Genomic DNA, 25,129 nt, shown 5'->3' with positions numbered 1-25,129 from the left:
AGAAAAAAAACTATCAAGCATGAAAAAAATGTAGAAAAAAGTAGAAAAGATTCTTTTACAAAGAAAGGGAGGGATAATCTTGCAAGAGAGAGAAGAATTAGTTTTAAATCCAGTTCCAAAAGAGGAAAGAGTTGGATGGTTAGCTCCATTATTTAATATGCTTGGCTCTAATATAGCCATATCAGAATTAATGGTTGGAGGAACCTTAATTTTAGGAATGACTCTTTCCAATATGATTATTACATCAATTATAGGGAACTTAATATTAGTCGCAATTATTATGATACAAGGTTATATTGGTTGCAAAGAAGGGTTAAATACATATGTATTAGCTAAGGGGGCATTTGGAGAGATAGGTGGAAAATATCTTATATCTCTATTGCTTGGAATAACTAGCTTTGGTTGGTTTGGTGTACAAGCAGGAGTTGCTGGATTATCAGTACAAAAAATATTTCCAAGTGTAAACTTAACACTAGTCACAGTTATACTTGGATTATTAATGGTAGTTTTTGCTTTGTATGGTTTTAAGGCAATGGCTAAGTTTAATTACTTAGTTATACCACCACTTATAATATTAATGGCTTGGGGAGTTTTTAAAGCTTTTTCTACTTATGGAGTTGAAGCCATTTACAATTACACTCCTCAGACAACAATGAGCATGGTTGAAGGATTAAATATGGTTGTTGGTCTTATCATAGTCGGTGCGATTATATCACCTGACCAATTAAGATATACAAGAGGAGTAAAAGATATTTGGATAATTGGTTTTTTAGGATTAGGTATTATTTCATTGTTCCAACAAGTTGCAGCAGGTGTAATGTCTATGGGTGCTCCTACTTGGGATATAACAGAAGTATTGGCTAATTTAGGGTTTGGATGGATAGCATTTGTTATTTTAATACTTGCATCTTGGTCAACCAATGTATCAAATGCCTATTCTGGTGGATTGGCACTAAAAACTATTTTTCCAAATGTAAAGAGAAATGTATTAACTTTGGTTGCAGGTCTAATAGGTACAACAATAGCAGCTACTGGTATAATATTCAAATTCCAATCATTCTTATCTTTCTTAGGAATAGCAGTTCCAGCTATAGCAGGAATTATGTGGTGTGAATATTATTTTATACAAGGAAGAACTTATAAACACAGAGAAGGAATAAATTGGATTGCAGTAATAAGTTGGTTGATTGGTTTTGCAGCATCATATTATACTTCAAAAATAAGTTTCTTAATACCACCAATAAATGGAATCGTAGTGAGTATGATTCTTTATTATATACTAATGAAATGTTTTGGAAGTAAAGATAAATAAAGGGGGAATTTGTATGAGTCGCAAAGTGAAAATAGGTATAATTCAACAACATAGTGTACTTGGAGATGTTAAAAAAAATATAGAAAAAGCAGTAGATATGATAGATGATTTAGGAAATCAAGGTGCAGATATTATTTGTTTGCCAGAATTATTTGCTACAGGATATAACTTAGAATATTTAGGCGGAATTAAAACATTAGACCTAATAAGAGAACATAACAAATACATAGAAGAATCAATGTCAGAAGCAGCTAAAAGAAATAATGTATACCTAATATCTCCATATGGAACTTTAGAAAAGGACTCTACACATGTTTTCAACTCAGCTGTTATATTCGATAGACAGGGTAATCTGATGGGGGAATACTGTAAAAATCACCTATGGTCATTGGAAGCAGTATACTTTAAAGCAGGGGAAAAAGTAAATGTATATGATGCAGACTTTGGTAAATTTGGTGTGATGATATGCTATGATGCAGGATTCCCAGAAGTTGCTAGAGAATTGACATTAAAAGGCTCTGAAATAATATTTATACCTTCTGCATGGAGAATACAAGATGAAGATATGTGGGATTTAAACGTATCTCAAAGAGCTTTAGAAAATACTGTCTATACAGTAGGAGTGAACTTAGTAAGTAATGACCCTAATTTGATACTGTTTGGAAAGAGTAAAATATGTAATCCTAGAGGAACTATAATAAATCAATTAGATACATATAGAGAAAAATATATATTAGAAGAGATTGACCTAGATGAAATAGAAAAATATAGGAATGATATTCCCTACTTAAAGGACAGAAAAAATAGTTACAATATATAATTTTACATTATATGTTAAGGTACAATTTCGATAAAAAATAAAAATAGGAGGATATGTCAAACGTTAAAGATAAAGTTATTAACTCTGTTTGATATATCCTCTTTAATAATACCAGCTTTGGTTTAAAGATTTTTGAAATAGTTTATAAGAAAGTCTTTAAATAATAAGACTGCTTTAGATGCATAATTCTCACTAAACCATGAAAGATTTAAATATCTTTTAAATTCAATATCTTTTATATGTAATAGTTTAATTTCAGGGTCTCGAGATAAGCCCCATGATTTTCCACATATAAATCCAACTCCTTGAAGTGATTTTATAAGAGCATAGATTGTATATGGAGAATCGGATTCAAAGGCTATTTTTGGCTTGAAATTAGCTGATTCACATAATATATCTATTATTTCTCTGTAATTTTCACCTTTAGTTATAACGATAAAGTTTTCGTCTGAAACTTCATTTAGATAAACCCCATCCTTTAAGGATAGAGAGTGGTTTATTGAAACTCCTAATAATATTTCCTCACAGGTTAATGTTATATTATTTTCTGAGTTTAATTTTGTAAATGAAGAAGATATATACAAATCAAAATCACTTTTCTTATAAGAAGATGGTAGAGTATGTGAAACATTAAAGGTAATATTAGGATATAGTTTTCTAAAGTTACTCAAAAGTGGTGGTAATACATTAGCAGCTGCTGTAGCTAATATTTTTACTTCACCAGAGTTTTCTAAGGAAATATCTTGTAATTCTTTCTTTGACATTTCTACTAAATCTAAAATACTATCCACCCTTTTTAGAAATAATCTACCGTACTCATTTAGTACAATATATCTTCCTTTTCTATCGAATAACTGAACTCCAAGTTCTTTTTCTAAAGAAGATATGGTTTTACTTAAAGCTGGTTGTGCTATGTTTAGTTTTTGTGATGCTTTTGTTATGTGTTCCATTCTAGCGACAGTTTGAAAATACTTAAGATGCAATAAATCCATAATATAAAATACACCTCTTTTAATATAACTTGAATTATATAAATTTGATAATTAATTATATATTATACATTATAATACAAAGCTTGTATAATAAACTATAATATATCATAAAGTTATTTAAATAGTTACTAATATATTTACATAATCTAACTAATAAAGGAGATATTTAATATGAAGTTAACTAAGGAAATATTAGAATATGCTTTAATAGGAGGTACAATTTTAGGTGGAGGAGGTGGCGGTGCAAAGGAAAGTGGAAGAGATATGGGGGAATATGCCTTACAATATGGGTTTCCAGAGCTAATAAGTATAGATGAATTACATGATGACGAAATTGTTTTAAATGTATCTGCAGTAGGAGCTCCAGCAGCACCACTTAAGTATGCTGATAATGATGATTATATAAACACAGTCAAAATATTTATTGATAAACTAGGATTAGATATACAAGGTATTATTACTAATGAAAATGGAGGGTGTGCAACAATAAATGGATGGCTTCAGTCTTCTGTGCTTAAAATACCACTAATAGATGCACCTTGTAATGGTAGAGCCCATCCAACAGGCCTGATGGGAAGCCTTGGATTACATAGAGATAAAACATATAAGTCTTATCAAGCTGTGTCTGGTGGAAATCCAGAACTTGATAATCATATAGAGGGATTTGTAGAGGGTTCTTTAAATAAGACAGCAGGACTTGTTAGACAGTGTGCTGTAGCAGCAGAAGGACTAGTTGCTGTAGCTAGAAATCCTGTAAAAGCTTCTGTTGTAAAAGAAAATGCTGCTATAGGAGGCATAAGTCATGCAATAGATTTGGGTAAAGAGTTCTACTTAGGTCTAGAAATATCAAAAGATAAAGCAATAAACAACGTTGTCGAATTTTTGAATGGAGAGGTAGTTTCAGAAGGAACAATAGAAACTTTAGAGTTAGAAACTACAGGTGGATTTGATGTAGGTAAATTGATTGTAAATGGTTATGAGGTAACTTTTTGGAATGAATATATGACAATAGATAAAGACAATAATAGAATAGCAACGTTTCCAGATTTAATTATGACTTTTGATAAAAACACAAGTATGCCTGTTACATCAGCAGAAATCAGAGAAGGGCAAGAGATAGTTTTAATAAAAACTTCTAAAGAAAATTTAAAACTTTCAATAACAATGACACAAGAAGAATTATTAAAAGATATAGAAGATATATTAAATAAAAAAATAATTGGAGTTAATTAGGATGTGTAGTAATTTAATTGATTGAAGAATTAAAATTAATTAAATTTAAAGAGCAATACAATACCTATAAAATTATAAATAAAACAAATACTTAGGAAGAAGTTTATAAAAATAAATAAGATATGAAAGATTATAAGAAAAAGTTTATAAGAGCTCAAATAAAATAAGTGAAACAATAGGAAAAAGTTTATAAAGATATAAATAAAAGAAAAAAATGCTGTAATATTTATAAAAATAAAAGGAAAAATATTTACACAAAAATTATAAATAAAAGAAATAAAATTGGATGGTGAGCAAATATGATGTTAAAACAAATTTTGGAAGTTTATGATATTATTGATAGCGCAGAAGTAGATGGAGAATGTGTAAAAAAATATTTGGAAAGCTATGGTGGGAAGAATATATTAGTAAAAACTTTAAGTACGGAAAAAGGGTCTACTGATTTAGTAAAGTTTACAATACAAGGTAAAAATGGAAAATCATCAGGAGGAACAGCTAAGACATTAGGTGTCTTAGGAAGACTAGGAGGTATTGGAGCGAGACCAGAAATGATAGGTATGGTTTCTGATGCTGATGGAGCTTTAGTAGCAATAGCAGTAGGAGCAAAATTATTGGACATGCATAATAAGGGAGATTTTATTGATGGAGATGTAATAGTTTCAACTCACATATGTCCAGATGCACCTACTAAAGAACATAAACCAGTTCCATTTATGGATTCTCCAATTGACATGAGAACTATGAATGAAAACGAAGTTGATTTAAGTTGTGATGCTATATTATCAATAGATACAACTAAAGGTAATAGAGTTATAAATACAAGAGGATTTGCTATATCTCCTACAATAAAAGAAGGATATATTCTAAAAACAAGTAATGATTTATTAGATATAATGCAGACTACTACAGGAAGACTTCCTTATGTATTTCCTGTGTCAATACAAGATATAACTCCATATGGAAATGGTTTATATCATATAAATAGTATTCTTCAGCCAGCTGTAGCTACAAAAGCACCTGTAGTAGGAGTTGCTATAACAACTGAGACAACAGTTGCTGGATGTGCAACTGGAGCAAGTAATTATTCTGATTTAGAAAGTGCAGGAAGATTTGTTGTTGAAGTAGCAAAATACTATAGCAGTGGAAATTGTGAGTTTTATGATGAGCATGAATGGGATATTCTAATGAATAGATATGGAAGCCTAGATAAGTTTCAAACTTTTGGAGAATAATAAAGTTGTATTTTATTGATGCTTTAGAATAGATGATATAGGTTAAATTATTGTGATATAATATTTAGAGTAAATAAAAATTGTAGATACAATAATTTTAGGGGGAGTTAATATGAAATTAACAAAATCAATATCATCAGTATTGTGTTTATCTCTAGTTTTAAGTTTATCATCAATATCATATGCAAATGAAATGGGAAGAACGGCAACAGAAAATACTTTAATAGGAAAGGATAGATATCAGACAGCTATTGAAGTAAGTAAAGAAGGTTGGAGTAGTGCAAATGAGGCTGTAATAGTTAATAGTGAATCTATTGTAGACGCATTATCTGTTACACCATTTGCTAAATTAAAGAACGCTCCAATACTACTTACAGAAAAAAATAATTTAAATTTGCAAACTAAGAAAGAATTAGAAAGATTAGGTGTTAAAAAAGTTTATATAATTGGACTATCTGGCTCTGTATCAGACAATGTACAAAAACAACTAGAATCTAATAACCTAACAGTTGATAGAATTGGTGGTAGTGACAGACATCAGACAGCTTTGAACATAGCTAAAAAGATAGAAGGTTTAAAAGACATATCAGAAATAGCTGTTATAAATGGATATACAGGTCTTGCAGATGCAGTTAGTATAGCTTCTGTAGCTGCTACTAATGGTATGGTTATACTTCCAGTTTCTGATGCATCTGGAGTGTCTAGTTTTAAGGATTTTATAGCCTCTAAAAATATAAGTAAGTCATACATAATAGGCTCTACTAATGCTGTATCAGATAAAATAAAACAAAGTCTGCCAAATTCAGAAAGAATAGGTGGAGCAGATAGAAATGAAACAAATGGAAAAGTAATAGAAAAATTTTATACATCAAATAATTTAGATAATGTATTTGTAGCTAAAGATGGAATGAAAAAACAAAATCAACTTATAGATGCTCTAGCAGTAGGTGTATTAGCATCAAAAGAAAATTCTCCAGTACTTATAGTAGGAGATAAATTGAGTGCAACTCAAAAGAGTATGTTTACAAATAAAAAGGCGACTGCTATAACTCAGGTTGGTAGTGGTGGAAATGAAAATGCATTTACAGAGCTAAAAGCTTTACAAGGAAGTAGTATTGGTAAGAAAGTAATGTATGTAGCTAATACAGATAAAGTAAATGTAAGAAGTGATGCTACAATAGAAGCTTCTGTAGTAGGTTATCTAAATAATGGTGATGAAGTAGAAGTTTTAGAAGTACTAAAAACGGGATGGGTTAAGATAAAATACAATGACGATATTGGATATGTCAGTGGGTCTTATCTAACAAATAATAAACCTAATAATAATAGTGAAAATGTTAAGATAAAATATGTAAAAGAAAAAGATGGTCTAAATGTTAGAAAAGGACCAAGTACGGAAGATGAAAAAATAGGACAACTTCCATATGGAAGTAAGGTAGAAACTGTAGAAATGTTTGCTACTGGATGGGTAAAAATAAAATATAATGGTGGATATGGCTATGTAAGTAATGATTACCTATCTGATACACCAGTTATCTAAACTTATAGATAATAAATAATAAAGAGACTGTCTTAATATTAATGGCAGTCTCTTTATTATTATGAAATGTTGATTTTAATAATGATTTCTATTTTGATAACTTAATTCTAGGAGTTATTATTGTAGATATTATTAATATACAAATACTTAAAATCCAATGTTTAATGCCAAAATTGAATATCAATAGATTTATCCCTGCAATTGTAAATAAACAGTATTTAATTAGAATTAAAATTGTATTTATTGAAATACCCTTTATCGATATTATTTTAAAACTGAGAATGGTCATTCGAAGCCCTATAAATGCCAATAATACACCTATAATATCTTGGATTAAGTAATAGTATTTAAAATGCATATTTTAATCAACTCTTCTCTGCATAGTAGTAGATATTTCTAAATCTTCTATTTCATCATCTGTATATGTAAGCATGGTAAAACCTGTGACACCATAAATAAATGAAATTATAGGCGTAATCCAACTTAGAAAACAGTATGGAATAAATTCAAGTGGACTTACGCCAAGAGTTTGGGCACAGAAAACAGCATTTGAATTCCATGGTATTAATGGACCGCCAAGGGTTGCTGTATCTTCTATAATTCTAGATAAATTTTGTGGTTTTAGCCTAAATTCCTTATATATTGGGGACATTAAAGTTCCAACAAATACTGATGTGAACATCATGGATGAACTAAATGCATTTGCAAAGTAGCTTACTATGAAAGTAGAGCCAACTAACTTAGTTCTTGATTTTCCTATTTTATTTATCATTGGTTGAAGTAATACTTCTAAGAATCCAGTTTTTTGGAGAATTCCAGCAATAACGAAAACTACAAAGACTAGTAAAACGGTTTCAGCCATACTCATTATTCCACCACGATTTAATAATTTATCAGCATAAATAAATCCTGTGTCTATAGTAAATCCTGATAACATGTAATTTAAGACATCACCTATTTTTTCTCCTTCTTGAATTACAGCTATAATAAGCCCCATAATAGCTGAACTTAATATAGATATAATAGGAGGCTTTTGTAACAATAAAAGTAATAATAAGAATAGTATTGGAATCATTGCTACTAAACCAATATGAAAGTTTGAATTTAATACATCTTTGATTTGATTTATTTGAACATAGTCAATAGTATTATTTGAATACTTAAGCCCAATTACAGTGTACAAAACGATACATATTATATATGCAGGTCCTGTTGTGTAAACCATGTGTTTCATATGAGTAATTACATCTGTTTTACAAACCGCAGCAGCTAGATTTGTAGAGTCGGATAGAGGAGACATTTTATCTCCAAAAAAAGCACCGGATATGACTGCACCAGCTGTTAAGCCAAGGGGAATACCCATACTAGTACCAATACTCATCATTGCCATACCAGACGTTCCAAGCGTTCCCCAAGATGTACCAGTAGCAACAGAAGTAAGTGAACAGACTATTAATGTTGTAAGTAAAAAATACTTAGGTGTTATTATTGTCAGACCACTATATACTACTGTTGGGATTGTACCAGCAGCTATCCAAGCTGCTATTAGTACCCCAACAGAAAGTATAATTAAATTTGATTGAAAGGCATCTTTACCAACTTCAAATCCAAAAGCTTCTATTTCTTCATTAGTATAACCAAGTCTCATAGCTGCTGGAACTACTATAAGCCATGAAAGTAAAAACATTGTAGTTATAGAAGCTTTAAATAGAACTATACCAACCGATGTTAAAGCTATTATCGCAAGCATTACTAATAACGAATATCTAAATGAAGGTCTTTTTCTTTCTGTACCTATTTTCATAGCGCAAATTCTCCTTAAATGTTTTTAGTTAATTGCATTTTTTATTCTTATAAGAGCTTCTTCAACCATGCTTCTTGGACAAGCTAAGTTTATTCTTTGATATCCGCTTCCTCCAATACCAAAACTACTTCCTTGATTTAAGGCAACTTTACCTTTTTTTACTAATAGATTTTCTAATTCTTCATCACTTAATCCAAGTTGGCTAAAATCTACCCATAATAAATAAGTACCTTCTGGTTTTCTGACTTTAAGTTTTGGCATATTTTCATTTATATATTTTATAGCAAAATCTATATTAGATTCTAAGTACTCTAAGAATGACTCTAGCCAAGGCTCACCATTGTTATATGAAGCTTCTGTTGCAACTAAACTAAAACAGTTATTTCTCTTTATATCAATTCTAGTAAATGCATTATCTAACAATTTATAATCTTTTTCATCAGGTAGTACAACATATGAAGATTGAAGACCTGCTATATTAAAAGTTTTAGTTGGTGCCATACAAGTAATTGTATTTTTTTCAAAATCTTTAGATATAGATGCCATAGGTATATGTTTATGATTTTTAAATATAATATCACTGTGTATTTCATCTGATATAACCTTTACACCGTATTTAAGGCAAATATCTCCTAGTTTCTTTAATTCATCCTTTGTCCATACTCTTCCAACTGGATTGTGAGGATTGCAAAGTATAAACAATTTTACATCTTTGATTTTACTTTCAATGTCTTCATAGTCCATTATATAGTTTCCATTTTCTAATTTTTGTAGTGGGCTTATAACTAGTTCTCTATTATTATTTTTTACAACACTATTAAAAGGGCTGTAAACTGGTTCCTGTATCATTATTTTATCGTTTTCTTTTGTAAGCTCATTTATTAAAAGGCTTATTGCTGGGATAACACCTGGGCTATAAACTAACCATTCACTTTTTATCTTCCAATTATGTCTTTTATCCAACCAATTCACTATAGATTCATTGTAAGAATCTGGTCTTGTTGTATAACCGTAAATCTCTTGTTCTAGCCTATGTCTTAAGGCATCAATTATACACGGAGCAGCTTTAAAATCCATATCAGCTACCCACATAGGAAGTAAATCATTAGTACCATATTTTTTATCCATCTCTGACCATTTAGCTGAAAAATTATTACCTCTATCAATAATTTCATTAAAATTGTAATTCATTATAAATACCTCCAGTAATTTTTAAATTTATACTTATAGTATTTAGCAAGCAATATGCCAAAATAGATATTAAAAATATTTAATTAAAAATTAATTCGTGATATTAAGTAATACCAGAGGTTGGAAGATATGAAATTATTAAATTTATTTAATTTTATTTGGAAAAGGTTATTTTAAAAAATTGTTAAATTTATTAAAATACAATTAAATAGGTTTAAATGGTTGAACTGTTTTAATTATTAAACCCATTTATTTTTTTTAGAAACTCGATTCCTTTAAGGGTTATAACTGAACCACCACGACCAACAAGTATATTTACAAATCCAAATTCTTGTAATTCCAAAAGTATATTTCTAATTTGTTGTTCTGTCAAAAATCTATTTTCGTTTAAAGCTATTTTGTATAAGCTTTTTCTACCAATTCGTTCTTTTAAATCGTAAGCTTTATTTAAATTATCCAATATAAAGATATATTCATCTAATGGTCTTTTAAAATTATAGTCATGTTTGATGAAGTTTTTGTCTTTATTAATATTAAATTGGTATTTAGATATTTTTTCTGTTACTTTATTACAAACAGTTTTGCTATAATTTTCATCTATAGTATCTAATATATATTCAGGTAAGTCACATATTTCTATAACATCTTTTCCTAGATAACAGAAATATTCTCCTAAGTTTCTTAATTCTCTTACATTTCCTTCCCATTTATATATTTTGAAGATTTCCTTAACTTCGTCACTTAGATTAAAATTGCATGGTATATCATACGTTAGTGATTCGAAGATTTCAAATATATCAGCAGGTCTTTCTCTAAGAGGATGTATTTTAAGAGGAAGAACATTTAACCTAAAATACAAATCTCTTCTAAATTTACCTTTAGATACAAGTTCTTTTAAATTTCTATTAGTAGCAGCAATTATTCTTACATCAATGTCAATAACATTATTTGAACTAATACGCCTTACTTGTTTTTCCTGTATAACTCTGAGCAATTTAGATTGAGAATTTAAATCCATCTCACCAATTTCATCTAAGAATATAGTTCCATTGTTTGCTAATTCAAATAAACCCATTTTTCCGCCCTTTTTAGCTCCAGTAAAGGCACCTTCATCATAACCAAATAATTCACTTTGCAATAAACTTTCTTGAAAAGTGCTGCAATTTACTGCTACAAAAGGTCCACAATTTCTTTTAGAAGCACTGTGAATAGATTGTGCAAATAATTCTTTACCAGTACCACTTTCGCCAATTATTAAGATTGATGAGTTTGATTGAGCCATTTTATTGGCAATTTTTTTAGTATTAATAGTTTGTATACTAGAACCTAATATGTCATCAAAAGTATACTTACTGATATTACCAGAGTTTACTAGTTGTGCTCTTAGCTTAGCTTGTTTTTTTTCTAATTGAGAAAACTTAGTCATCTTTAATATAAAACCATCAAATACATTCAATTGTATATGTTTAATCTCTAAATTTATGTCAATATGATTTATCTTAATTAATTTCTCATAAAATAGAGTTTTATTGTTTAATATGTTTTGAAAGTTAATATCTTTTATACATTCACCAATAAATACATCAATCATTTCATTTGCATTTATAGATAAAATTTTTCTAGCGATATGATTGTAAAATTGTATAATTCCATCATTATTTGTGCATATAATTCCATCATCAATTATAGATAACAACAAATCAAATTGCCTTTCAAATTTATTTGCATCTAACAATAATTCGCCTGTACTATAGCTTGTAGGAATTATTTTTTCTACATATTTTTTTATTAAGTCATCTTTTATTAGATGTTTTAACTTAGTTTTTGTGGCAATTTCAACAATACAACTTAAATCTATTATTCTATATTTTAAGTCTATAACTTCACAATTTTTAAAATTAGGCAAGATTTTTTCTCCAGGAGTTAGAATTATGGCATCTGTAGGAGTAAATTCTATTTCTGGATAACAGGGTAAGATATTGATATTATCTATTCCTAGTCTATGTATTAAAGAGATTGTCTCTATAGACATATCCTTGCTTAGATTATATACATAAATAGTTTTATTTTTTTCTAATTTAGATATCATATCTATACTATTCTTTTCAAATGTCAACTTAGGAACGATAATTTGAGCATCATGATGAGATAATTTTGCTATTTCATCATATTTTAAATAAGCAGATAAAAGGATTAGTTTTTCTTTAAAAAATTTTAGATTTCCCTCTTCAAATGAGTATAAGTTTATTTTTATATTGTTACCTAGAAATTGTCTTATTTGGTCTTCGTAAATTTTTCCAGCATCTTTTTTTAAGCTTACAATAGCTAATTCTATTTGTTTCATTTTAACCTCTCATACAAATTTGACTTATTTTAGATTATATAACAATTAAACTAAATATAAATAATTTTGTCTAACTATTATTATAAATTAAGTAGTAATATAAAAGAAATAGCTAAAATGAGTCCTTTTATTTTTGTTTTTTGTATCTATTTGGTATAATAGTATTGAAACGATAATAATTTAGATAAAATTTCTTAAGAGGAATACTATGAGGAGAACATAAAATGAAAAAATGTCTTTACTGTAACAGGGATATAAAGTCACCAAATAATAAATTGGCTATAAAATACGATGACAATACTGATATATATCCATGTCGTACAGAATGTAAGGAAAAAATTGAAGAATATATAATAAAAAAACCTACGTATAAGTTTATAAATATATTAGAGGTTCTTTTAGGTGTAGGTGGAATATTTTGCTTTTTGAGCAAATGGACTATTGCAGCCCAAATTGTACTTGGAATTGACGCATTAGTTATATTTTTATTTCCATTAGCAGGGTTTAAAATGAATGGTAAATTAAGTATGGAGCAAACTAAGCATCAGAGCAGGTCTATAGCAATATCAATTTTAGCATTTATAATAGTAATAACTGTATTATATTTTAAGCAAATTGGTAAGTAAATCATAATTGTATAGAACATCATAAGAGTATGAGGTGAATTTATGGAAGAAAGAAAATTAGCACCAAACAATGAGCGAGAAGCTCTTATAAAAAGATTAAAAAGAATAGAAGGTCAAGTTAAAGGAATACAAAAGATGGTAGAAGAGGAGCGTTATTGTGTTGATATATTAGTTCAAATATCCGCTATAAGGTCTGCTATAAATAGAGTAGGCACAATTATTTTGGAAAATCATATAAAAGGATGTGTAGCAGAAAGTATCAAACATGATGATAGTGAAAAAACTGAAGAGATGATAAAAGAACTTATGGATACCATAAATAAATTTACAAAATAAGGGGGCGGTTAGGTATGAATCAACAAGGATTTATTATGGAGATTGTTGATGATAGAACTGCAAAATTAAAAATGCAAAGACACTCAGCTTGTGCTGCTTGTGGAAAATGTGCTACTGCTGACTCATCAGAGTCAAAAGAGATACTAGTAGAGGTAGACAATACAATTGGTGCGAAGGTTGGTGACCATGTAGAAGTGAGTATGGATAACATGAATGTATTAAAAGCAGCTGCGATGGCTTATATAATACCTCTTGTAGCGCTTCTTGTTGGAACAATAGGAACATACTATATATTGGAAGCAATTGGCATGACCTCTGGGGTTGAAGCTATAAGTGGATTAGTTGGGATTTGTCTTACAGTAATTTGTTATTTGTATTTAAAGAAAAATGATAAAAAATTTAGAGATAGTAGAGAATTTATACCAGTAATCACAAGAATATTAATTGACCTTTAAAATGATTACAATTTAAAAATAGCAATGTACTCTTATAAATGCTTAATGTATATTTATAGGATTTAGGTACATTGCTATTTTTATATTTTTATTTTGATTTTCTTTGAGGAATAAAATTCTTTCGTATTTTCAAAAGGTTTAATGTTCTTACAAAAGAAGTTACAACCAATACACCAAGCGATATTGCAGCGCTTAAAAATAGTGCATCAGTACCTTTTGACATCGCTAAATCATAATTTTTTTGAATTAAAGATAACATTGTATTGTATAATCCAATTCCTGGTATCAGAGGAAGAATCCCTGGAATTACAAATACAATAGCTGGTTGCTTTAGTTTTCTAGCCAATATCTCACTACACGCTGAAACCAAAGCAGCAGCTATAAAACCCGCAAAAATTGAGTTCGTAGTGAAATTAAATAAATATACATACACAATCCAACCAACTCCACCAGTTATTCCAGCTGGAAGAAGTAGATAAAGTGGTGCATTAAAAAAGACAGCAAATCCAGCAGTTGCAATGCCTGAAAATAAAAAATGTAAAATCATCGACATATCAGTCATTAGAAAGAACCTCCAATTCTATACCATGTATCAAGGACAAAACCGACTCCAGAAGCAATTGCAATAATAATCATAGCAGCATCGAAAGCACGAGAAATTCCTGATATTAAATTACCTGATATTAAATCTCTGATGGCTTTTATAAAAGCAACTCCTGGGAGTAGTGGCATTATTGCTCCAACTATGAGCATTTTAGGGTCACTCAAAATACCTATTTCAACTAGTAAAACTCCTGAAAGTGCTATTAAAAAAGAAGATACTAAACATGAAAATGCAGATATTGCACTTATCTTCATGGTTTTATCATAAGTAATTGCAGCAAATATTGCTATTATAAATGTAAGAATAAAATTTAATATATAATTCCCTCCAAGCAAGCAAGCAAAGCAAGCAGATGCAATTCCTGTACAAGAGTAAAACAACCATAAAGGATAAGGTTTTACCTCTTGTATTTCATAAAGACGTGCAATAGCAGTATCAATATCATACTCTTTATCATTTACAAATTCTCGAGAAAAACTGTTTAATAAGGAAATCTTATTTAAGTTTATACCTCTTGATTGAATAGTTTTCATAAACGAAAAACCGTCAAATTTTTCATCTGAAATAATTATTACTGTAGGAGTTGTAAAAATATTTACATGATAAAATCCTCTTGACCTGCAGATTCTAAGGACACTGTCTTCAACCCTAGATGTTTCAGCTCCATTTTTTATCATAAGTTCCCCTACAAATAGAGCTAATTTTAGAATATTTTTTTTATATTCAAGTTCCTCATTTTGATTCATAAATACACCTCCAAATTAAAAAACATAATATTGAAATTATATCAAATTTTTAAGTAATATTCCTTATATATATATAAATTATATTATCTTTTTTTTATTTAAAAATAGTCACATTTAAATTATATCCAATTAAAAGAATTAGACAATATTATTTATTATATTTTAACTTAAAATACAGAAAGTAAACATGTAAAAGTAGTAAAACACTTGACTATTAATTTATAAAAGACTATAATAATAAATTATCATATTGATAAAAATGAAAATTATGAAATGTCTGTAAAAGTAAAATTTAAATAATAACTAGGAGGAGTAATATGTTTGAGAACTTGAAAAAAGCGGACCCTGAGATTTATGAAAGTATGAAAAGAGAGTTAAAAAGACAACAAAGGAATATTGAGTTGATAGCATCTGAAAATATAGTATCAGTTCCAGTAATGGAAACTATGGGAAGTCATCTTACTAATAAGTATGCAGAAGGTTACTCAGGCAAAAGATATTATGGTGGATGTGAGTACATAGATGAAGTTGAAACTCTTGCAATAGATAGAATTAAAAAGATATTTGGAGCAGAACATGCTAATGTTCAACCTCATTCTGGAGCAAATGCAAATATTGGTGTATATTTTGCTATGCTAAAACCAGGTGATGTTGTTATGGGAATGAACTTATCTCAAGGTGGGCATTTAACTCATGGTGCTCCAGTTAATATTTCTGGTCAATATTATAAATTTTATGAATATGGAATAAATAGAGATAGTGGACTTATAGATTTTGATGATGTTAGAAAAATAGCACACGAAGTAAAACCTAAAATGATAGTTGCGGGAGCAAGTGCATATCCTAGAGAGATAGATTTTAAAAAATTTAGAGAAATAGCTGATGAGGTTGGAGCATTACTTATGGTAGATATGGCTCATATAGCAGGTCTTGTAGCTGCTGGTCTTCATCAAAATCCATGTGAAGTAGCTGATTTTGTTACAACAACAACTCATAAAACTTTAAGAGGGCCTCGTGGAGGAGTTATCCTTTGTAAAGAAAAATATGCTAAAGCTATAGACAAAGCAATATTCCCTGGAATTCAAGGGGGACCTCTTGAGCATATAATTGCATCTAAAGCAGTATGTTTTAAAGAAGCTTTAAGTGATGAATTTAAAACATACCAACAACAGGTTGCTAAAAATGCAAAAGCTTTAGCTGAAGAACTTATTAAGAGAGATTTTAAATTGATTTCTGGAGGAACAGATAATCACTTAATATTATTAGATTTAACTAATAAAAATATAACTGGTAAAGCAGCAGAAAAAAGATTAGATGATGCTTATATAACTGCTAATAAAAACACAATACCATTTGATCCAAATGGAGCACTTGTTACAAGTGGAATAAGACTTGGTACTCCAGCTGTAACTACTAGAGGCATGAAAGAGGAAGATATGGCAATAATTGCCGAGGCTATAGACCTATGTTTAACTTATGATGAAGAATCTAAAGCAAGAACACTGGTTGTTGGTTTAACTGAAAATTATCCTCTATATGAAGAATATAATATTATGGATTAATTAAAAGTATAATTAAATAAGAGATATTTAAATAATTACAATAATAGTATTTATATTTAAATATATATATAAAGATAAAACCCAATTAATTAGGAGATAGCTTCCAATATTAATTGGGTTTTGTATTTTTTAATTAAAACTTTAAGATTTCTTAAGAATTATACTAGGTTTTTCTAAAGATTTAAAGTTTATACTTATAAATATAGTAATTAAAGGTATTTAAAGGCTCTAATGAGGAGGGAATCTTATGAAAGTATTAATTCTTACAGGAAAATTTGGTATGGGTCATTACTCAGCATCAAACTCTTTAAGTGAAGATATAAAAACAAAATTTAATAATTCTGAAATAATAATTAAAGATATATTTGAATATATTATGCCTAACTACTCAGATAAAATGTATAAAACTTTTTCTATTCTTGTAAATCGGGGAAGCAGTCTTTATAATTTATTTTACAAGTGTACTGAAAATGGAAAAAAGGATATAAAATTTACCTTTTCAGATTATTTCTTAACTAAATTAGACAAGTTACTTAATGAAATACAACCAACAGTAGTTATTTCAACTTTTCCATTTTGTTCTCAAGTAGTATCAAGATATAAAGAAAAGTATAACTCAAATCTTCCTTTGATAACATGTATAACAGATATAAGTAGCCATTCAGAATGGATTAGTAAAAATACAGATTGTTACTTAGTAGCTAGTGAATCTACTAAAGAAGAACTTATTTTAAAAGGAATAGATGAAGATAAAATAAAAGTTAATGGAATACCTGTAAAAAAAGAATTTAAAAAAATAGAACATATAAATCATTTAGATAAAAAAAACATCCTTATAATGGGTGGAGGATTAGGTTTATTACCTAAGTCAGAACAATTTTATAAAGAGCTAAATAGTTTAGAAGGAGTAAAAACTACTGTAATAACTGGCAATAATAAAAAAATGTACTATAAATTGTACAATAGATATGAAAATATTGAGGTTGTAGGCTATACTAACGAAGTATACAAATATATGGAAAATGCTGACCTTATTATTTCTAAACCAGGTGGAATAACATTATTTGAAACAATTTATTCAGAGCTTCCAATATTAGCATTCAATCCATTTTTGCAACAAGAGATAAATAATGCTGATTTTATATTAAATAATGGAATTGGAAAAATACTTGATAAAAATAAAAAATACTATGTAGATGAGATAAAAGACTTAATCTATGATGATGTTAAACTTAAAGAAATGAGTTTGAATATGAAAAAACTTAAAAAACAATTTGATAATAATACATTAGAAAATATTTTATTTTCATTTGATGGACAAGGAGTGTGTAGAGAATGTATGTAGTAGGTTTAATTATAGTTGTTGCTTTGATTTTTTTAATCCATTCAATTATGCCTACATATTATAATAAATTATTAAATAAAGATGTATTGAAAAATATGACTGAGAAGAATGAAATTGCTCTTACATTTGATGATGGACCAGACAAAAGGTATACAGAAAAATTGTTGGATGTACTAAAAGAAAATGATATAAAGGCCATGTTTTTCGTAGTGGCAAAGAATGCTGAAAAAGAGCCTGAAATTATAAAAAGAATGTTAAGAGAAAATCACATAGTTGGCTTACATTCACTAGAACATAAGAATGCATGGCTTTATAGTTATAATTATGTTAAAAAAGATTTTATTGAAAGTACAGATATAATGAAAAATTTAGGTGTAGACGTAAACTACTATCGTCCACCATGGGGGCATACTAATATATTTTCAAATCAATTTGTTAAAAAATATAATTTAAAAATGACCTTATGGGATGTAATGGCAGAAGATTGGAGTAAAGATAGCACAGTAGAGATTATAGTAAATAAATTAATAGATAGAACAAAAGAAAATTCTATAATTTGTTTGCATGATGCAGGAGAAAACTCAGGAGGGGCAGTTGGAGCACCTGAACGTACTATTGAAGCATTAAAGATAGCTATTCCAAAACTTAAAGCCAGTGGTTTCAAATTTGTAACACCAGAAAGGATGTAGTTATGATAAGTAAAACTGAAAAGAGAAATAAATCCTTAGGTAGTGTAGCCTTCTTAGTTTTACTAATGGGCATAACTGGATACTTTGTTTTTAGAGGTCAATCAATTGAATCGTTAATAAAATCATTAAAAGGTGCAAGTCCTGTGTTTATATTAATTGGATTTGCAATGATGTTTATATATGTTGCTTGCGAAGGTATAAATATATATTTAGGTATGAAGGCTTTAAATCAAAAAACTACTTTTTTAAAATGTATGGGATATGCGTTTGTTGGATTTTATTTTAGCTCAATTACACCTTCAGCATCTGGAGGTCAACCAGCACAAGTTTATTACATGAAGAAGGATGATATAAACATATCTTACTCTTCACTTATATTATTAGTTATTGTTGTCATTCACCAAGTTGTTGTATTGGCATATAGCGGAATAATGTTCATTATGGAACGTGAATTTATACTAAACAATGTAAGAGGGATGAATATTTTATTGATATATGGTGTAATAACGAATGTTGCTCTTGTTGTTGGAGTAATTGCAGTTATATTTTCAAAAAAATTAGTAAATAACTTCATAATATCCATAACAAATTTATTAGGAAAACTAAGAATAATAAAAGATGTTGAAGGTTCACGAAAAGTGATAACTTCTCAAATTGAAGAATATATTAAAGGTGCTCAATATATAAAACAAAATCCAAAGTTAGTAATTAAGATTTTACTTATAACTATTGTGCAAATAACAGCTATGTTTTTAGTACCATTCTTTGTATACAAAGCTTTCCATCTATCAACATATACTGTGTTTGAAATATTAGCAATACAATCATTACTTAATATTGCTGTTTCATCTTTACCATTACCAGGAGCTGTTGGAGCATCTGAAAATAGTTTTATGATATTATTTAAGATATTTTTCCCAGGTCATTTACTAGTTCCAGCGATGTTACTTAGCAGAGGAATAAGTTTTTATGCATTCGTTGCTATAAGTGGTTTAGTATGTATTGTAGCACATGTTAAGTCTTCTGAAAAAGTTAAGTCAGTAAAAGAAGTTATTTATGTAAGATAGTATTGTATAGTTTATTTTTTATATAAGTGATATGTGTATACGTTTTGATTAAACTTTAAGAGCGCTTACAATAGTAGAAAGTATTAAAACGTATGACATTGCTAAGCTTTTACTAATAAAGTATAATATTTTATATAGTTTTAAATATTTAAGAAATATAGTAAAAAGGAGCTTAGCGATGATAAAAGAGATTCCAAAAAAAATTTTAGTAGCTGATGATAATCCAGAAATTAGGGAAATTGTAGAAATACTTTTGACTGGCGAAGGTTATGAAGTTGTTATGGCGACGAACGGAGAAGAGGCCGTAAATTTAGTAGACAGTACAATTGATTTGATTATTTTGGATGTTGTTATGCCAGTAAAGACAGGGTTTGTTGCATGTAATGAGATTAGAGAAAAAACAACAGCTCCAATATTATTTCTAACTGCGAAAACTCAAGATTCCGACAAGGTTATTGGGTTTTCAGCAGGAGGAGATGACTATTTATCAAAGCCTTTTTCATATTCTGAGTTAATTTCAAGAGTTAAGTCACTACTTAGACGTTATTATATATATCAGGGGAAGGAAAAGAATAAGGAGCCAAATATATTGCAAACAAAAGGTTTATGTGTAAATTTGGATACTCAAGATGTCATATTGGATGGAGAAACTATATTTTTGACAACTATAGAATATAGCATATTAGTTCTTATGCTAAAAAATAGAAAAAAAGTTTTCTCGTCTGAAAATATATATGAAAGTATTTGGAATGAGCAATATTTTTATACAGCAAATAATACTATAATGGTACATATTAGAAATTTAAGAAAAAAACTAGAGAAAGATCAGAAAAATCCACAATATGTAAAAACTGCATGGGGAAAGGGGTACTATATTGATTAGCAAAATTAAGCCATCAAAGTTGGGTGTCATACTATTGGTATATGTAGTAATCTCAGCTGGGGTGGCTTTTATTTTAAATATACCATTTTATTCTGCTGTTGAGTCAATAGTAAAGGATGTATCAGAAGGTAAAACATATTTTAAAAGAGAAGCAGACCAGTTAATGGACGATTTTCAAATCTATGTGAATGATAAAAATATAAGTTCAAATGATGTAGAAGATATATCAAATTGGAATAATGACAATTGGTTTGTATCTATGAAAGTATATGAAGGAGATAAGATTTTTTATGATACATTGTACTACCCAAATGAGTTACCTGATAAGAGTGAAGAAAATGAATTTTATAGTAGCTCTATGGCTAGACATTATGAGATACAATTTTCTGATATTAAAGCTAGTGTAGTTATAGTAGCACTGTTTAGATTTCGATTTCAAAACTTTATAGATGCTGTTTCTATCACATTTATGGCAATTACATTTATTGTAACATTTTTATTGTTGTTGAGTAGAAAGATTAAATATCTAAGAAAAATAGAGATGGGTATAAAGATAGTAGAAAGTGGTAGTTTAAAGTATAGAATTCCTGTTAAGGGGAACGATGAATTATCATCACTTGCATCTAGTATTAATGAGATGAGTCAAGCACTTGATAATCAGCTTATAAAAGAAAGAGAAATGAAGAATAAAAATAAAGATATAGTAACTTCTATATCACATGATGTCAGAACTCCATTGACATCAGTAATTTGCTATTTGGATTTAATTAAAGATCATAAGTATAATAGCCCTGAGCAATTGGAGCAATATATAAAAAATGTAAGATTAAAGGCATATCAGATAAAAGATTTGACAGATGACCTTTTTACACATTTTGTTAATTCGGAAGAAGAAGTGTCTAAAAAGTATGAAAAGATTAATGCAAATGAATTTATATTTCAACTGCTTTTAGATAGTTCATATACATTGGAAGAAAAGGGGTTTCATATAAAAATAGAGAATGAACTTTATAACCAATATCATATTTATGTAGATGTAACACAATTTAGAAGAATATTTGATAATTTATGTTCTAACATAATAAAGTATGCAAGAAGGGATAGACCAATAGTATTTTTAATTAAAGTTGAAGATGGTAAGTTGCTAATTATACAAAAAAACAAAGTTAGTAACATTCATAAAAATGTAGAAAGTTTTGGAATTGGCTTAAAAAACTGTGAAAAGATAATTGCATATCACAATGGAAGTATAAATGTAAACTCAGGTGACAAAGAGTTTTCTATTGAAATATCTATTCCAGTAAATGAATCATAAATGTCTCAATTAAGTACTGCTAAGTACTGCATATGTTAATTGTTATGTACCTATGACCAAGTAACAAGTTTACTTGTAAGACCATATAATATTATTATCTTAAAAAAAGGGGACATAATAATATGGTTTTAACAGGAGCGCATTATATTTACATTGTATTTATGGTAATTATCTTAATTACTATGCTTATGAAAAAAGATACTATAGTACCATGTATATTAGGTGTTTTCTTCATGGGGTTATTCTTTGAAAAAAATATCTTTGGAGCTATAACAGCAGTGTTTAACTCGTTTATTATATCTTTAAATGAGTTGGGACCGATTATTTTAATTATAGCAATTATGGTAGCTTTATCTAAAGCTCTAGAAGCGAATAATGCCATACAGTATATGGTAAGACCATTTTCCAAAGTTATAAGAAATTCTAACACAGCATTTTTTGTAACTGGATTTGTAATGTTGATTCTTTCTTGGTTTTTCTGGCCAACTCCAGCTGTTGCCTTAGTTGGGGCTGTATTTTTACCTGTTGCTATTAGAGCTGGATTACCAGCGATTGGTGTTGCAGTAGCATTAAACTTATTTGGTCATGGTCTTGCCTTATCTACAGACTTTGTTATTCAGGGAGCTCCAAGTATAACAGCTGGTGCAGCAGGAGTAGCAGTATCATATGTCATAAATGATGGTATGATTTTATTTTGGGTAATGGGAATTGTAACGATATCGATGGCATTTTATACATTAAAAAGGGATATCAATAAAGGAATGTTTAGAGAAGAGCTTAAAGATTTTGAAAGTGAAGAAGTAAAAGAATTTAATGGAAAATCTAAGATAGCAACTATTTTAGTAGCTTTAGGATTTCTTGCTGATATAATTGCTATGTATATGTTTGACCTAAAAGGAGGAGATGCATCAGCTCTTTTAGGAGGAACAGCAGTGTTTCTAATAATTATTATAAATACTATAAATTTCGGCAAAGATAGTCTTGAAAATGTGTGTGAAAATATAATAGATGGTTTTGTGTTTGGTATAAAGATATTTGGTGCGATTATACCAATAGCAGCGTTTTTCTACATGGGAGAAGTTGCACCTTTAACTGGTGTATTTGGAAAGGTATTAACCCCTGGTTCTCAAGGATTATTATCAGATATAGGGATAGCTCTTTCTCAAACGATACCACTTAATAAATTTGCAGTATCAGGTATAGAAACTGTAGTAGGTGCAATAACTGGGCTTGATGGTTCTGGGTTCTCTGGAATTTCATTAGTTGGTTCACTTGCATCTGTATTTGGAACTGCTATTAATGCAAGTGTTGGTGCATTAGCAGCATTAGGTCAAATTAGTGGTATTTGGGTTGGTGGAGGATGTCTAGTTCCTTGGGGGCTTATTTCAGCAGCCGCAATTTGTGGAGTTAGTCCTATTGAGTTGGCAAAAAGGAATTTTATTCCTGTTATAACAGGACTCATTGTAACAACTATAGTAGCAGTATTCATTATTTAGCAAATAAAAACTAATATTATTTTACTTGTAGATTAACAAAACTTATATATAAATTAAAAATAAAAGATTATATAAATTAAAAATAGATGCACAGTTATTACCTATCAAAAGACTTTTGTTTATGTAAAAACTATACATCTATTTTTTATTGGAAGTATTTAATTTGAAATCGTTTATGTAAATTAATATATAAATATTATACTTAAAGTATAGCTTTTAAATATACTTCTAAATGTTAATAATTTAGAAGTTCAAAATTGTATCCTAGCTTTCTAGCATCTGATATAAAATCACTTAGAATTTCTGTACTAGTTTTAGAAACAGCATGTAGTAATAAGATAGAACCATCGTGTAAATTATCCATTATTTTTTTCTTGGCTTCCTCATGTGATGGTTGTTTTTCAGTGTCCCAGTCCCTATATGCGAAACTCCAAAATATAGTTTTATAGCCTAGATTTTTAGTCATTGCTAAGCTTTTTTCTGAATACTTACCCATAGGAGGTCTGAAAAACTTAACTATATTTTTTCCAGTTAAATCTTTATAAAGTTTTTCAACATCTTCAAATTCATTATTAAAGCTTTTTAGATTGCTTGTTTTTGTTGGCATAGAAGGATGCGTTTTACTGTGGCTTCCAACTATGTGACCTTCTGCAACCATTCTTTTTATCAAATCTTTATTTTCTTTTATGTATGGAGATGTAACGAAAAAAACAGCCTTTACTTTATTTTTTTTTAAAACATCTAGTATCTTTGATGTATATCCATTTTCATAACCTTCATCAAATGTAAGATATAATGTTTTTTGACCATCTTTGATGGGACCATTATATATAGCACTATAGTCAGAAAAATTAAATTTGATATCAGTATTTACTTCTGGAGTTTGATGTTTAGTATTTGGTATATAAAACCAATCAAGAGCGGTATTATCCAAAGATGACACGTCTAATTTTTCATTATCATTGTTTACAGTATCTTTATTTGATAGACTGTCTGTTCCATCTGAAACAGTTATATTGGAAGTATCTTTACTATCATCAACATTTTGAGAATCTTCTTGCGTTGATATTTCTTTATTCTGGTCTGTGTTTTGTTTTTTTTGTGAGTTTGAACATCCAACAATGAAAAAAATAGATATAGAAAGTATTGTCAAAAAGTATAGTATCTTTCTAAGCATTTTATAGCTCCCTTCTAAATTAATAGTAATTATATATAGTATTATTATAGTTGGAAATTGTTATTAATAATAGTTACATATTTGAAAATAAAGTCGCAATAGTATTATAAAATATGAATAATTAATAAATTTAAGAAAAAATGTAAAAAAGTAGTTGACCATATTAGGATAAGGTGTTATTATAATAAATGTGCTCAACAAGGAACAAGAAAATAATGAGTACAAAATGATTGATTTAATAAAATGAACTTTGAAAATTAAACAGTAGGTTAATTTATAAAACAAGAAACAAACCATAAAGCCAGATATTTTGATAACAATAGTATCTGAGCCTGATAAACTTTTATTTGAGAGTTTGAT

Annotated in this window: 22 protein-coding genes; 15 read left to right on the top strand and 7 right to left on the bottom strand. The window is 28.7% G+C overall.

Annotated elements, in window-relative coordinates:
* Window positions 1–79 precede the first annotated feature (79 nt).
* Together KGF46_RS06935 and KGF46_RS06930 are read left to right on the top strand one after the other, a co-directional pair.
* Window positions 80–1,312, top strand: a complete 1,233-nt coding sequence (locus KGF46_RS06935; protein WP_227434502.1) for a cytosine permease — start codon at window positions 80–82, stop codon at window positions 1,310–1,312.
* A gap of 13 nt (window positions 1,313–1,325) precedes the next feature.
* Window positions 1,326–2,132: a nitrilase-related carbon-nitrogen hydrolase gene (locus KGF46_RS06930; RefSeq protein WP_227827507.1), complete on the top strand. Its 807-nt coding sequence runs from the start codon at window positions 1,326–1,328 to the stop codon at window positions 2,130–2,132.
* 122 nt (window positions 2,133–2,254) lie between these two features.
* Here the strand turns inward: KGF46_RS06930 and KGF46_RS06925 are convergent, their stop codons facing one another.
* Window positions 2,255–3,124, bottom strand: a complete 870-nt coding sequence (locus KGF46_RS06925) for a LysR family transcriptional regulator (RefSeq protein ID WP_227827506.1) — start codon at window positions 3,122–3,124, stop codon at window positions 2,255–2,257.
* Between the two features lie 171 nt (window positions 3,125–3,295).
* On the opposite strand from KGF46_RS06925, the gene KGF46_RS06920 reads away from it, so the two are divergent.
* The 3 genes from KGF46_RS06920 (at window position 3,296) to KGF46_RS06910 (ending at window position 7,129) form a co-directional block, all read left to right on the top strand.
* Window positions 3,296–4,357, top strand: a complete 1,062-nt coding sequence (locus KGF46_RS06920) for a DUF917 family protein (protein ID WP_227827505.1) — start codon at window positions 3,296–3,298, stop codon at window positions 4,355–4,357.
* Window positions 4,358–4,656: 299 nt separating this feature from the next.
* Window positions 4,657–5,589 (top strand): DUF1177 domain-containing protein, encoded by a 933-nt coding sequence (locus KGF46_RS06915; protein WP_227827504.1) that lies wholly within the window; start codon window positions 4,657–4,659, stop codon window positions 5,587–5,589.
* Window positions 5,590–5,701: 112 nt separating this feature from the next.
* On the top strand, window positions 5,702–7,129 hold the full coding sequence (locus tag KGF46_RS06910) for a cell wall-binding repeat-containing protein (protein WP_227861885.1): 1,428 nt from the start codon (window positions 5,702–5,704) through the stop codon (window positions 7,127–7,129).
* A 361-nt stretch (window positions 7,130–7,490) separates the two neighbouring features.
* On the opposite strand, the gene nhaC is transcribed toward KGF46_RS06910, so the two are convergent.
* The 3 genes from nhaC to KGF46_RS06895 form a co-directional block, all read right to left on the bottom strand.
* Complete coding sequence (nhaC, locus tag KGF46_RS06905; RefSeq protein WP_227861884.1) at window positions 7,491–8,933, bottom strand: Na+/H+ antiporter NhaC; 1,443 nt, start codon at window positions 8,931–8,933, stop codon at window positions 7,491–7,493.
* 24 nt (window positions 8,934–8,957) lie between these two features.
* A complete protein-coding gene (locus KGF46_RS06900) occupies window positions 8,958–10,124 on the bottom strand; it encodes a MalY/PatB family protein (RefSeq protein WP_227827501.1) in 1,167 nt (388 codons plus the stop codon).
* A gap of 232 nt (window positions 10,125–10,356) precedes the next feature.
* Window positions 10,357–12,468, bottom strand: coding sequence for a sigma 54-interacting transcriptional regulator (locus KGF46_RS06895; RefSeq protein ID WP_227827500.1), 2,112 nt, complete (start codon window positions 12,466–12,468; stop codon window positions 10,357–10,359).
* A 224-nt stretch (window positions 12,469–12,692) separates the two neighbouring features.
* Between KGF46_RS06895 and KGF46_RS06890 the strand changes: the two genes are divergently transcribed.
* From KGF46_RS06890 to KGF46_RS06880, 3 genes are read left to right on the top strand one after another with little or no spacing between them, the layout of a single operon-like run.
* The gene (locus KGF46_RS06890) at window positions 12,693–13,094 is read left to right on the top strand and encodes a hypothetical protein (protein ID WP_227827499.1); all 402 of its coding nucleotides are present in this window, start codon (window positions 12,693–12,695) and stop codon (window positions 13,092–13,094) included.
* Between the two features lie 42 nt (window positions 13,095–13,136).
* Window positions 13,137–13,430: a metal-sensitive transcriptional regulator gene (locus KGF46_RS06885; RefSeq protein ID WP_227434509.1), complete on the top strand. Its 294-nt coding sequence runs from the start codon at window positions 13,137–13,139 to the stop codon at window positions 13,428–13,430.
* 14 nt (window positions 13,431–13,444) lie between these two features.
* A complete protein-coding gene (locus KGF46_RS06880; RefSeq protein ID WP_227827497.1) occupies window positions 13,445–13,885 on the top strand; it encodes a SoxR reducing system RseC family protein in 441 nt (146 codons plus the stop codon).
* Between the two features lie 88 nt (window positions 13,886–13,973).
* Here the strand turns inward: KGF46_RS06880 and KGF46_RS06875 are convergent, their stop codons facing one another.
* Both KGF46_RS06875 and KGF46_RS06870 read right to left on the bottom strand, forming a co-directional pair.
* Entirely contained in the window at window positions 13,974–14,447 is a 474-nt protein-coding gene (locus KGF46_RS06875; protein ID WP_227434511.1) for a threonine/serine exporter family protein, read from the bottom strand.
* Window positions 14,447–15,235 carry a threonine/serine exporter family protein gene (locus KGF46_RS06870; RefSeq protein ID WP_227827496.1) on the bottom strand — a complete coding sequence of 263 codons (789 nt, stop codon included), beginning with the start codon at window positions 15,233–15,235 and terminating at the stop codon, window positions 14,447–14,449. Before KGF46_RS06870 ends, KGF46_RS06875 begins: the two co-directional genes overlap by 1 nt.
* Window positions 15,236–15,552: 317 nt before the next feature.
* On the opposite strand from KGF46_RS06870, the gene glyA reads away from it, so the two are divergent.
* The 7 genes from glyA to KGF46_RS06835 all read left to right on the top strand — a co-directional run bounded on the left by glyA (window position 15,553) and on the right by KGF46_RS06835 (window position 23,592).
* Window positions 15,553–16,797, top strand: a complete 1,245-nt coding sequence (glyA, locus tag KGF46_RS06865; protein WP_227827495.1) for a serine hydroxymethyltransferase — start codon at window positions 15,553–15,555, stop codon at window positions 16,795–16,797.
* Between the two features lie 247 nt (window positions 16,798–17,044).
* The gene (locus KGF46_RS06860; RefSeq protein ID WP_227827494.1) at window positions 17,045–18,142 is read left to right on the top strand and encodes an MGDG synthase family glycosyltransferase; all 1,098 of its coding nucleotides are present in this window, start codon (window positions 17,045–17,047) and stop codon (window positions 18,140–18,142) included.
* Window positions 18,133–18,831 (top strand): polysaccharide deacetylase family protein, encoded by a 699-nt coding sequence (locus KGF46_RS06855; RefSeq protein WP_227861883.1) that lies wholly within the window; start codon window positions 18,133–18,135, stop codon window positions 18,829–18,831. The genes KGF46_RS06860 and KGF46_RS06855 overlap by 10 nt, the downstream gene beginning before the upstream one ends.
* A 2-nt stretch (window positions 18,832–18,833) precedes the next feature.
* Window positions 18,834–19,898, top strand: a complete 1,065-nt coding sequence (locus KGF46_RS06850) for a lysylphosphatidylglycerol synthase transmembrane domain-containing protein (RefSeq protein ID WP_227842606.1) — start codon at window positions 18,834–18,836, stop codon at window positions 19,896–19,898.
* 178 nt (window positions 19,899–20,076) lie between these two features.
* Entirely contained in the window at window positions 20,077–20,781 is a 705-nt protein-coding gene (locus KGF46_RS06845) for a response regulator transcription factor (RefSeq protein ID WP_227854609.1), read from the top strand.
* Window positions 20,774–22,096, top strand: a complete 1,323-nt coding sequence (locus KGF46_RS06840; protein ID WP_227854608.1) for a sensor histidine kinase — start codon at window positions 20,774–20,776, stop codon at window positions 22,094–22,096. The genes KGF46_RS06845 and KGF46_RS06840 overlap by 8 nt, the downstream gene beginning before the upstream one ends.
* Before the next feature lie 122 nt (window positions 22,097–22,218).
* On the top strand, window positions 22,219–23,592 hold the full coding sequence (locus KGF46_RS06835; RefSeq protein ID WP_227827489.1) for a hypothetical protein: 1,374 nt from the start codon (window positions 22,219–22,221) through the stop codon (window positions 23,590–23,592).
* A gap of 235 nt (window positions 23,593–23,827) precedes the next feature.
* Here KGF46_RS06835 and pdaA read toward each other — a convergent pair whose 3' ends face one another.
* Entirely contained in the window at window positions 23,828–24,769 is a 942-nt protein-coding gene (gene pdaA, locus KGF46_RS06830; protein ID WP_227861882.1) for a delta-lactam-biosynthetic de-N-acetylase, read from the bottom strand.
* Between the last annotated feature and the right edge of the window lie 360 nt (window positions 24,770–25,129).

The organism is Clostridioides sp. ZZV14-6153, assembly GCF_020657855.1.
GTDB lineage: Bacteria > Bacillota > Clostridia > Peptostreptococcales > Peptostreptococcaceae > Clostridioides.
The sequence above is the reverse complement of the archived record's forward strand: the minus strand, read 5'-3'. Positions and strand labels throughout refer to the sequence as shown.

What these genes read in the sequence shown, in the direction of transcription:
- KGF46_RS06930 (WP_227827507.1), top strand. Translation starts at nt 1,326, where the DNA reads ATGAGTCGCAAAGTGAAAATAGGTATAATTCAACAACATAGTGTACTT.
- KGF46_RS06925 (WP_227827506.1), bottom strand. Translation starts at nt 3,124, where the DNA reads ATGGATTTATTGCATCTTAAGTATTTTCAAACTGTCGCTAGAATGGAA.
- KGF46_RS06920 (WP_227827505.1), top strand. Translation starts at nt 3,296, where the DNA reads ATGAAGTTAACTAAGGAAATATTAGAATATGCTTTAATAGGAGGTACA.
- KGF46_RS06915 (WP_227827504.1), top strand. Translation starts at nt 4,657, where the DNA reads ATGATGTTAAAACAAATTTTGGAAGTTTATGATATTATTGATAGCGCA.
- KGF46_RS06910 (WP_227861885.1), top strand. Translation starts at nt 5,702, where the DNA reads ATGAAATTAACAAAATCAATATCATCAGTATTGTGTTTATCTCTAGTT.
- nhaC (WP_227861884.1), bottom strand. Translation starts at nt 8,933, where the DNA reads ATGAAAATAGGTACAGAAAGAAAAAGACCTTCATTTAGATATTCGTTA.
- KGF46_RS06900 (WP_227827501.1), bottom strand. Translation starts at nt 10,124, where the DNA reads ATGAATTACAATTTTAATGAAATTATTGATAGAGGTAATAATTTTTCA.
- KGF46_RS06895 (WP_227827500.1), bottom strand. Translation starts at nt 12,468, where the DNA reads ATGAAACAAATAGAATTAGCTATTGTAAGCTTAAAAAAAGATGCTGGA.
- KGF46_RS06890 (WP_227827499.1), top strand. Translation starts at nt 12,693, where the DNA reads ATGAAAAAATGTCTTTACTGTAACAGGGATATAAAGTCACCAAATAAT.
- KGF46_RS06885 (WP_227434509.1), top strand. Translation starts at nt 13,137, where the DNA reads ATGGAAGAAAGAAAATTAGCACCAAACAATGAGCGAGAAGCTCTTATA.
- KGF46_RS06880 (WP_227827497.1), top strand. Translation starts at nt 13,445, where the DNA reads ATGAATCAACAAGGATTTATTATGGAGATTGTTGATGATAGAACTGCA.
- KGF46_RS06875 (WP_227434511.1), bottom strand. Translation starts at nt 14,447, where the DNA reads ATGACTGATATGTCGATGATTTTACATTTTTTATTTTCAGGCATTGCA.
- KGF46_RS06870 (WP_227827496.1), bottom strand. Translation starts at nt 15,235, where the DNA reads ATGAATCAAAATGAGGAACTTGAATATAAAAAAAATATTCTAAAATTA.
- glyA (WP_227827495.1), top strand. Translation starts at nt 15,553, where the DNA reads ATGTTTGAGAACTTGAAAAAAGCGGACCCTGAGATTTATGAAAGTATG.
- KGF46_RS06860 (WP_227827494.1), top strand. Translation starts at nt 17,045, where the DNA reads ATGAAAGTATTAATTCTTACAGGAAAATTTGGTATGGGTCATTACTCA.
- KGF46_RS06855 (WP_227861883.1), top strand. Translation starts at nt 18,133, where the DNA reads ATGTATGTAGTAGGTTTAATTATAGTTGTTGCTTTGATTTTTTTAATC.
- KGF46_RS06850 (WP_227842606.1), top strand. Translation starts at nt 18,834, where the DNA reads ATGATAAGTAAAACTGAAAAGAGAAATAAATCCTTAGGTAGTGTAGCC.
- KGF46_RS06845 (WP_227854609.1), top strand. Translation starts at nt 20,077, where the DNA reads ATGATAAAAGAGATTCCAAAAAAAATTTTAGTAGCTGATGATAATCCA.
- KGF46_RS06835 (WP_227827489.1), top strand. Translation starts at nt 22,219, where the DNA reads ATGGTTTTAACAGGAGCGCATTATATTTACATTGTATTTATGGTAATT.
- pdaA (WP_227861882.1), bottom strand. Translation starts at nt 24,769, where the DNA reads ATGCTTAGAAAGATACTATACTTTTTGACAATACTTTCTATATCTATT.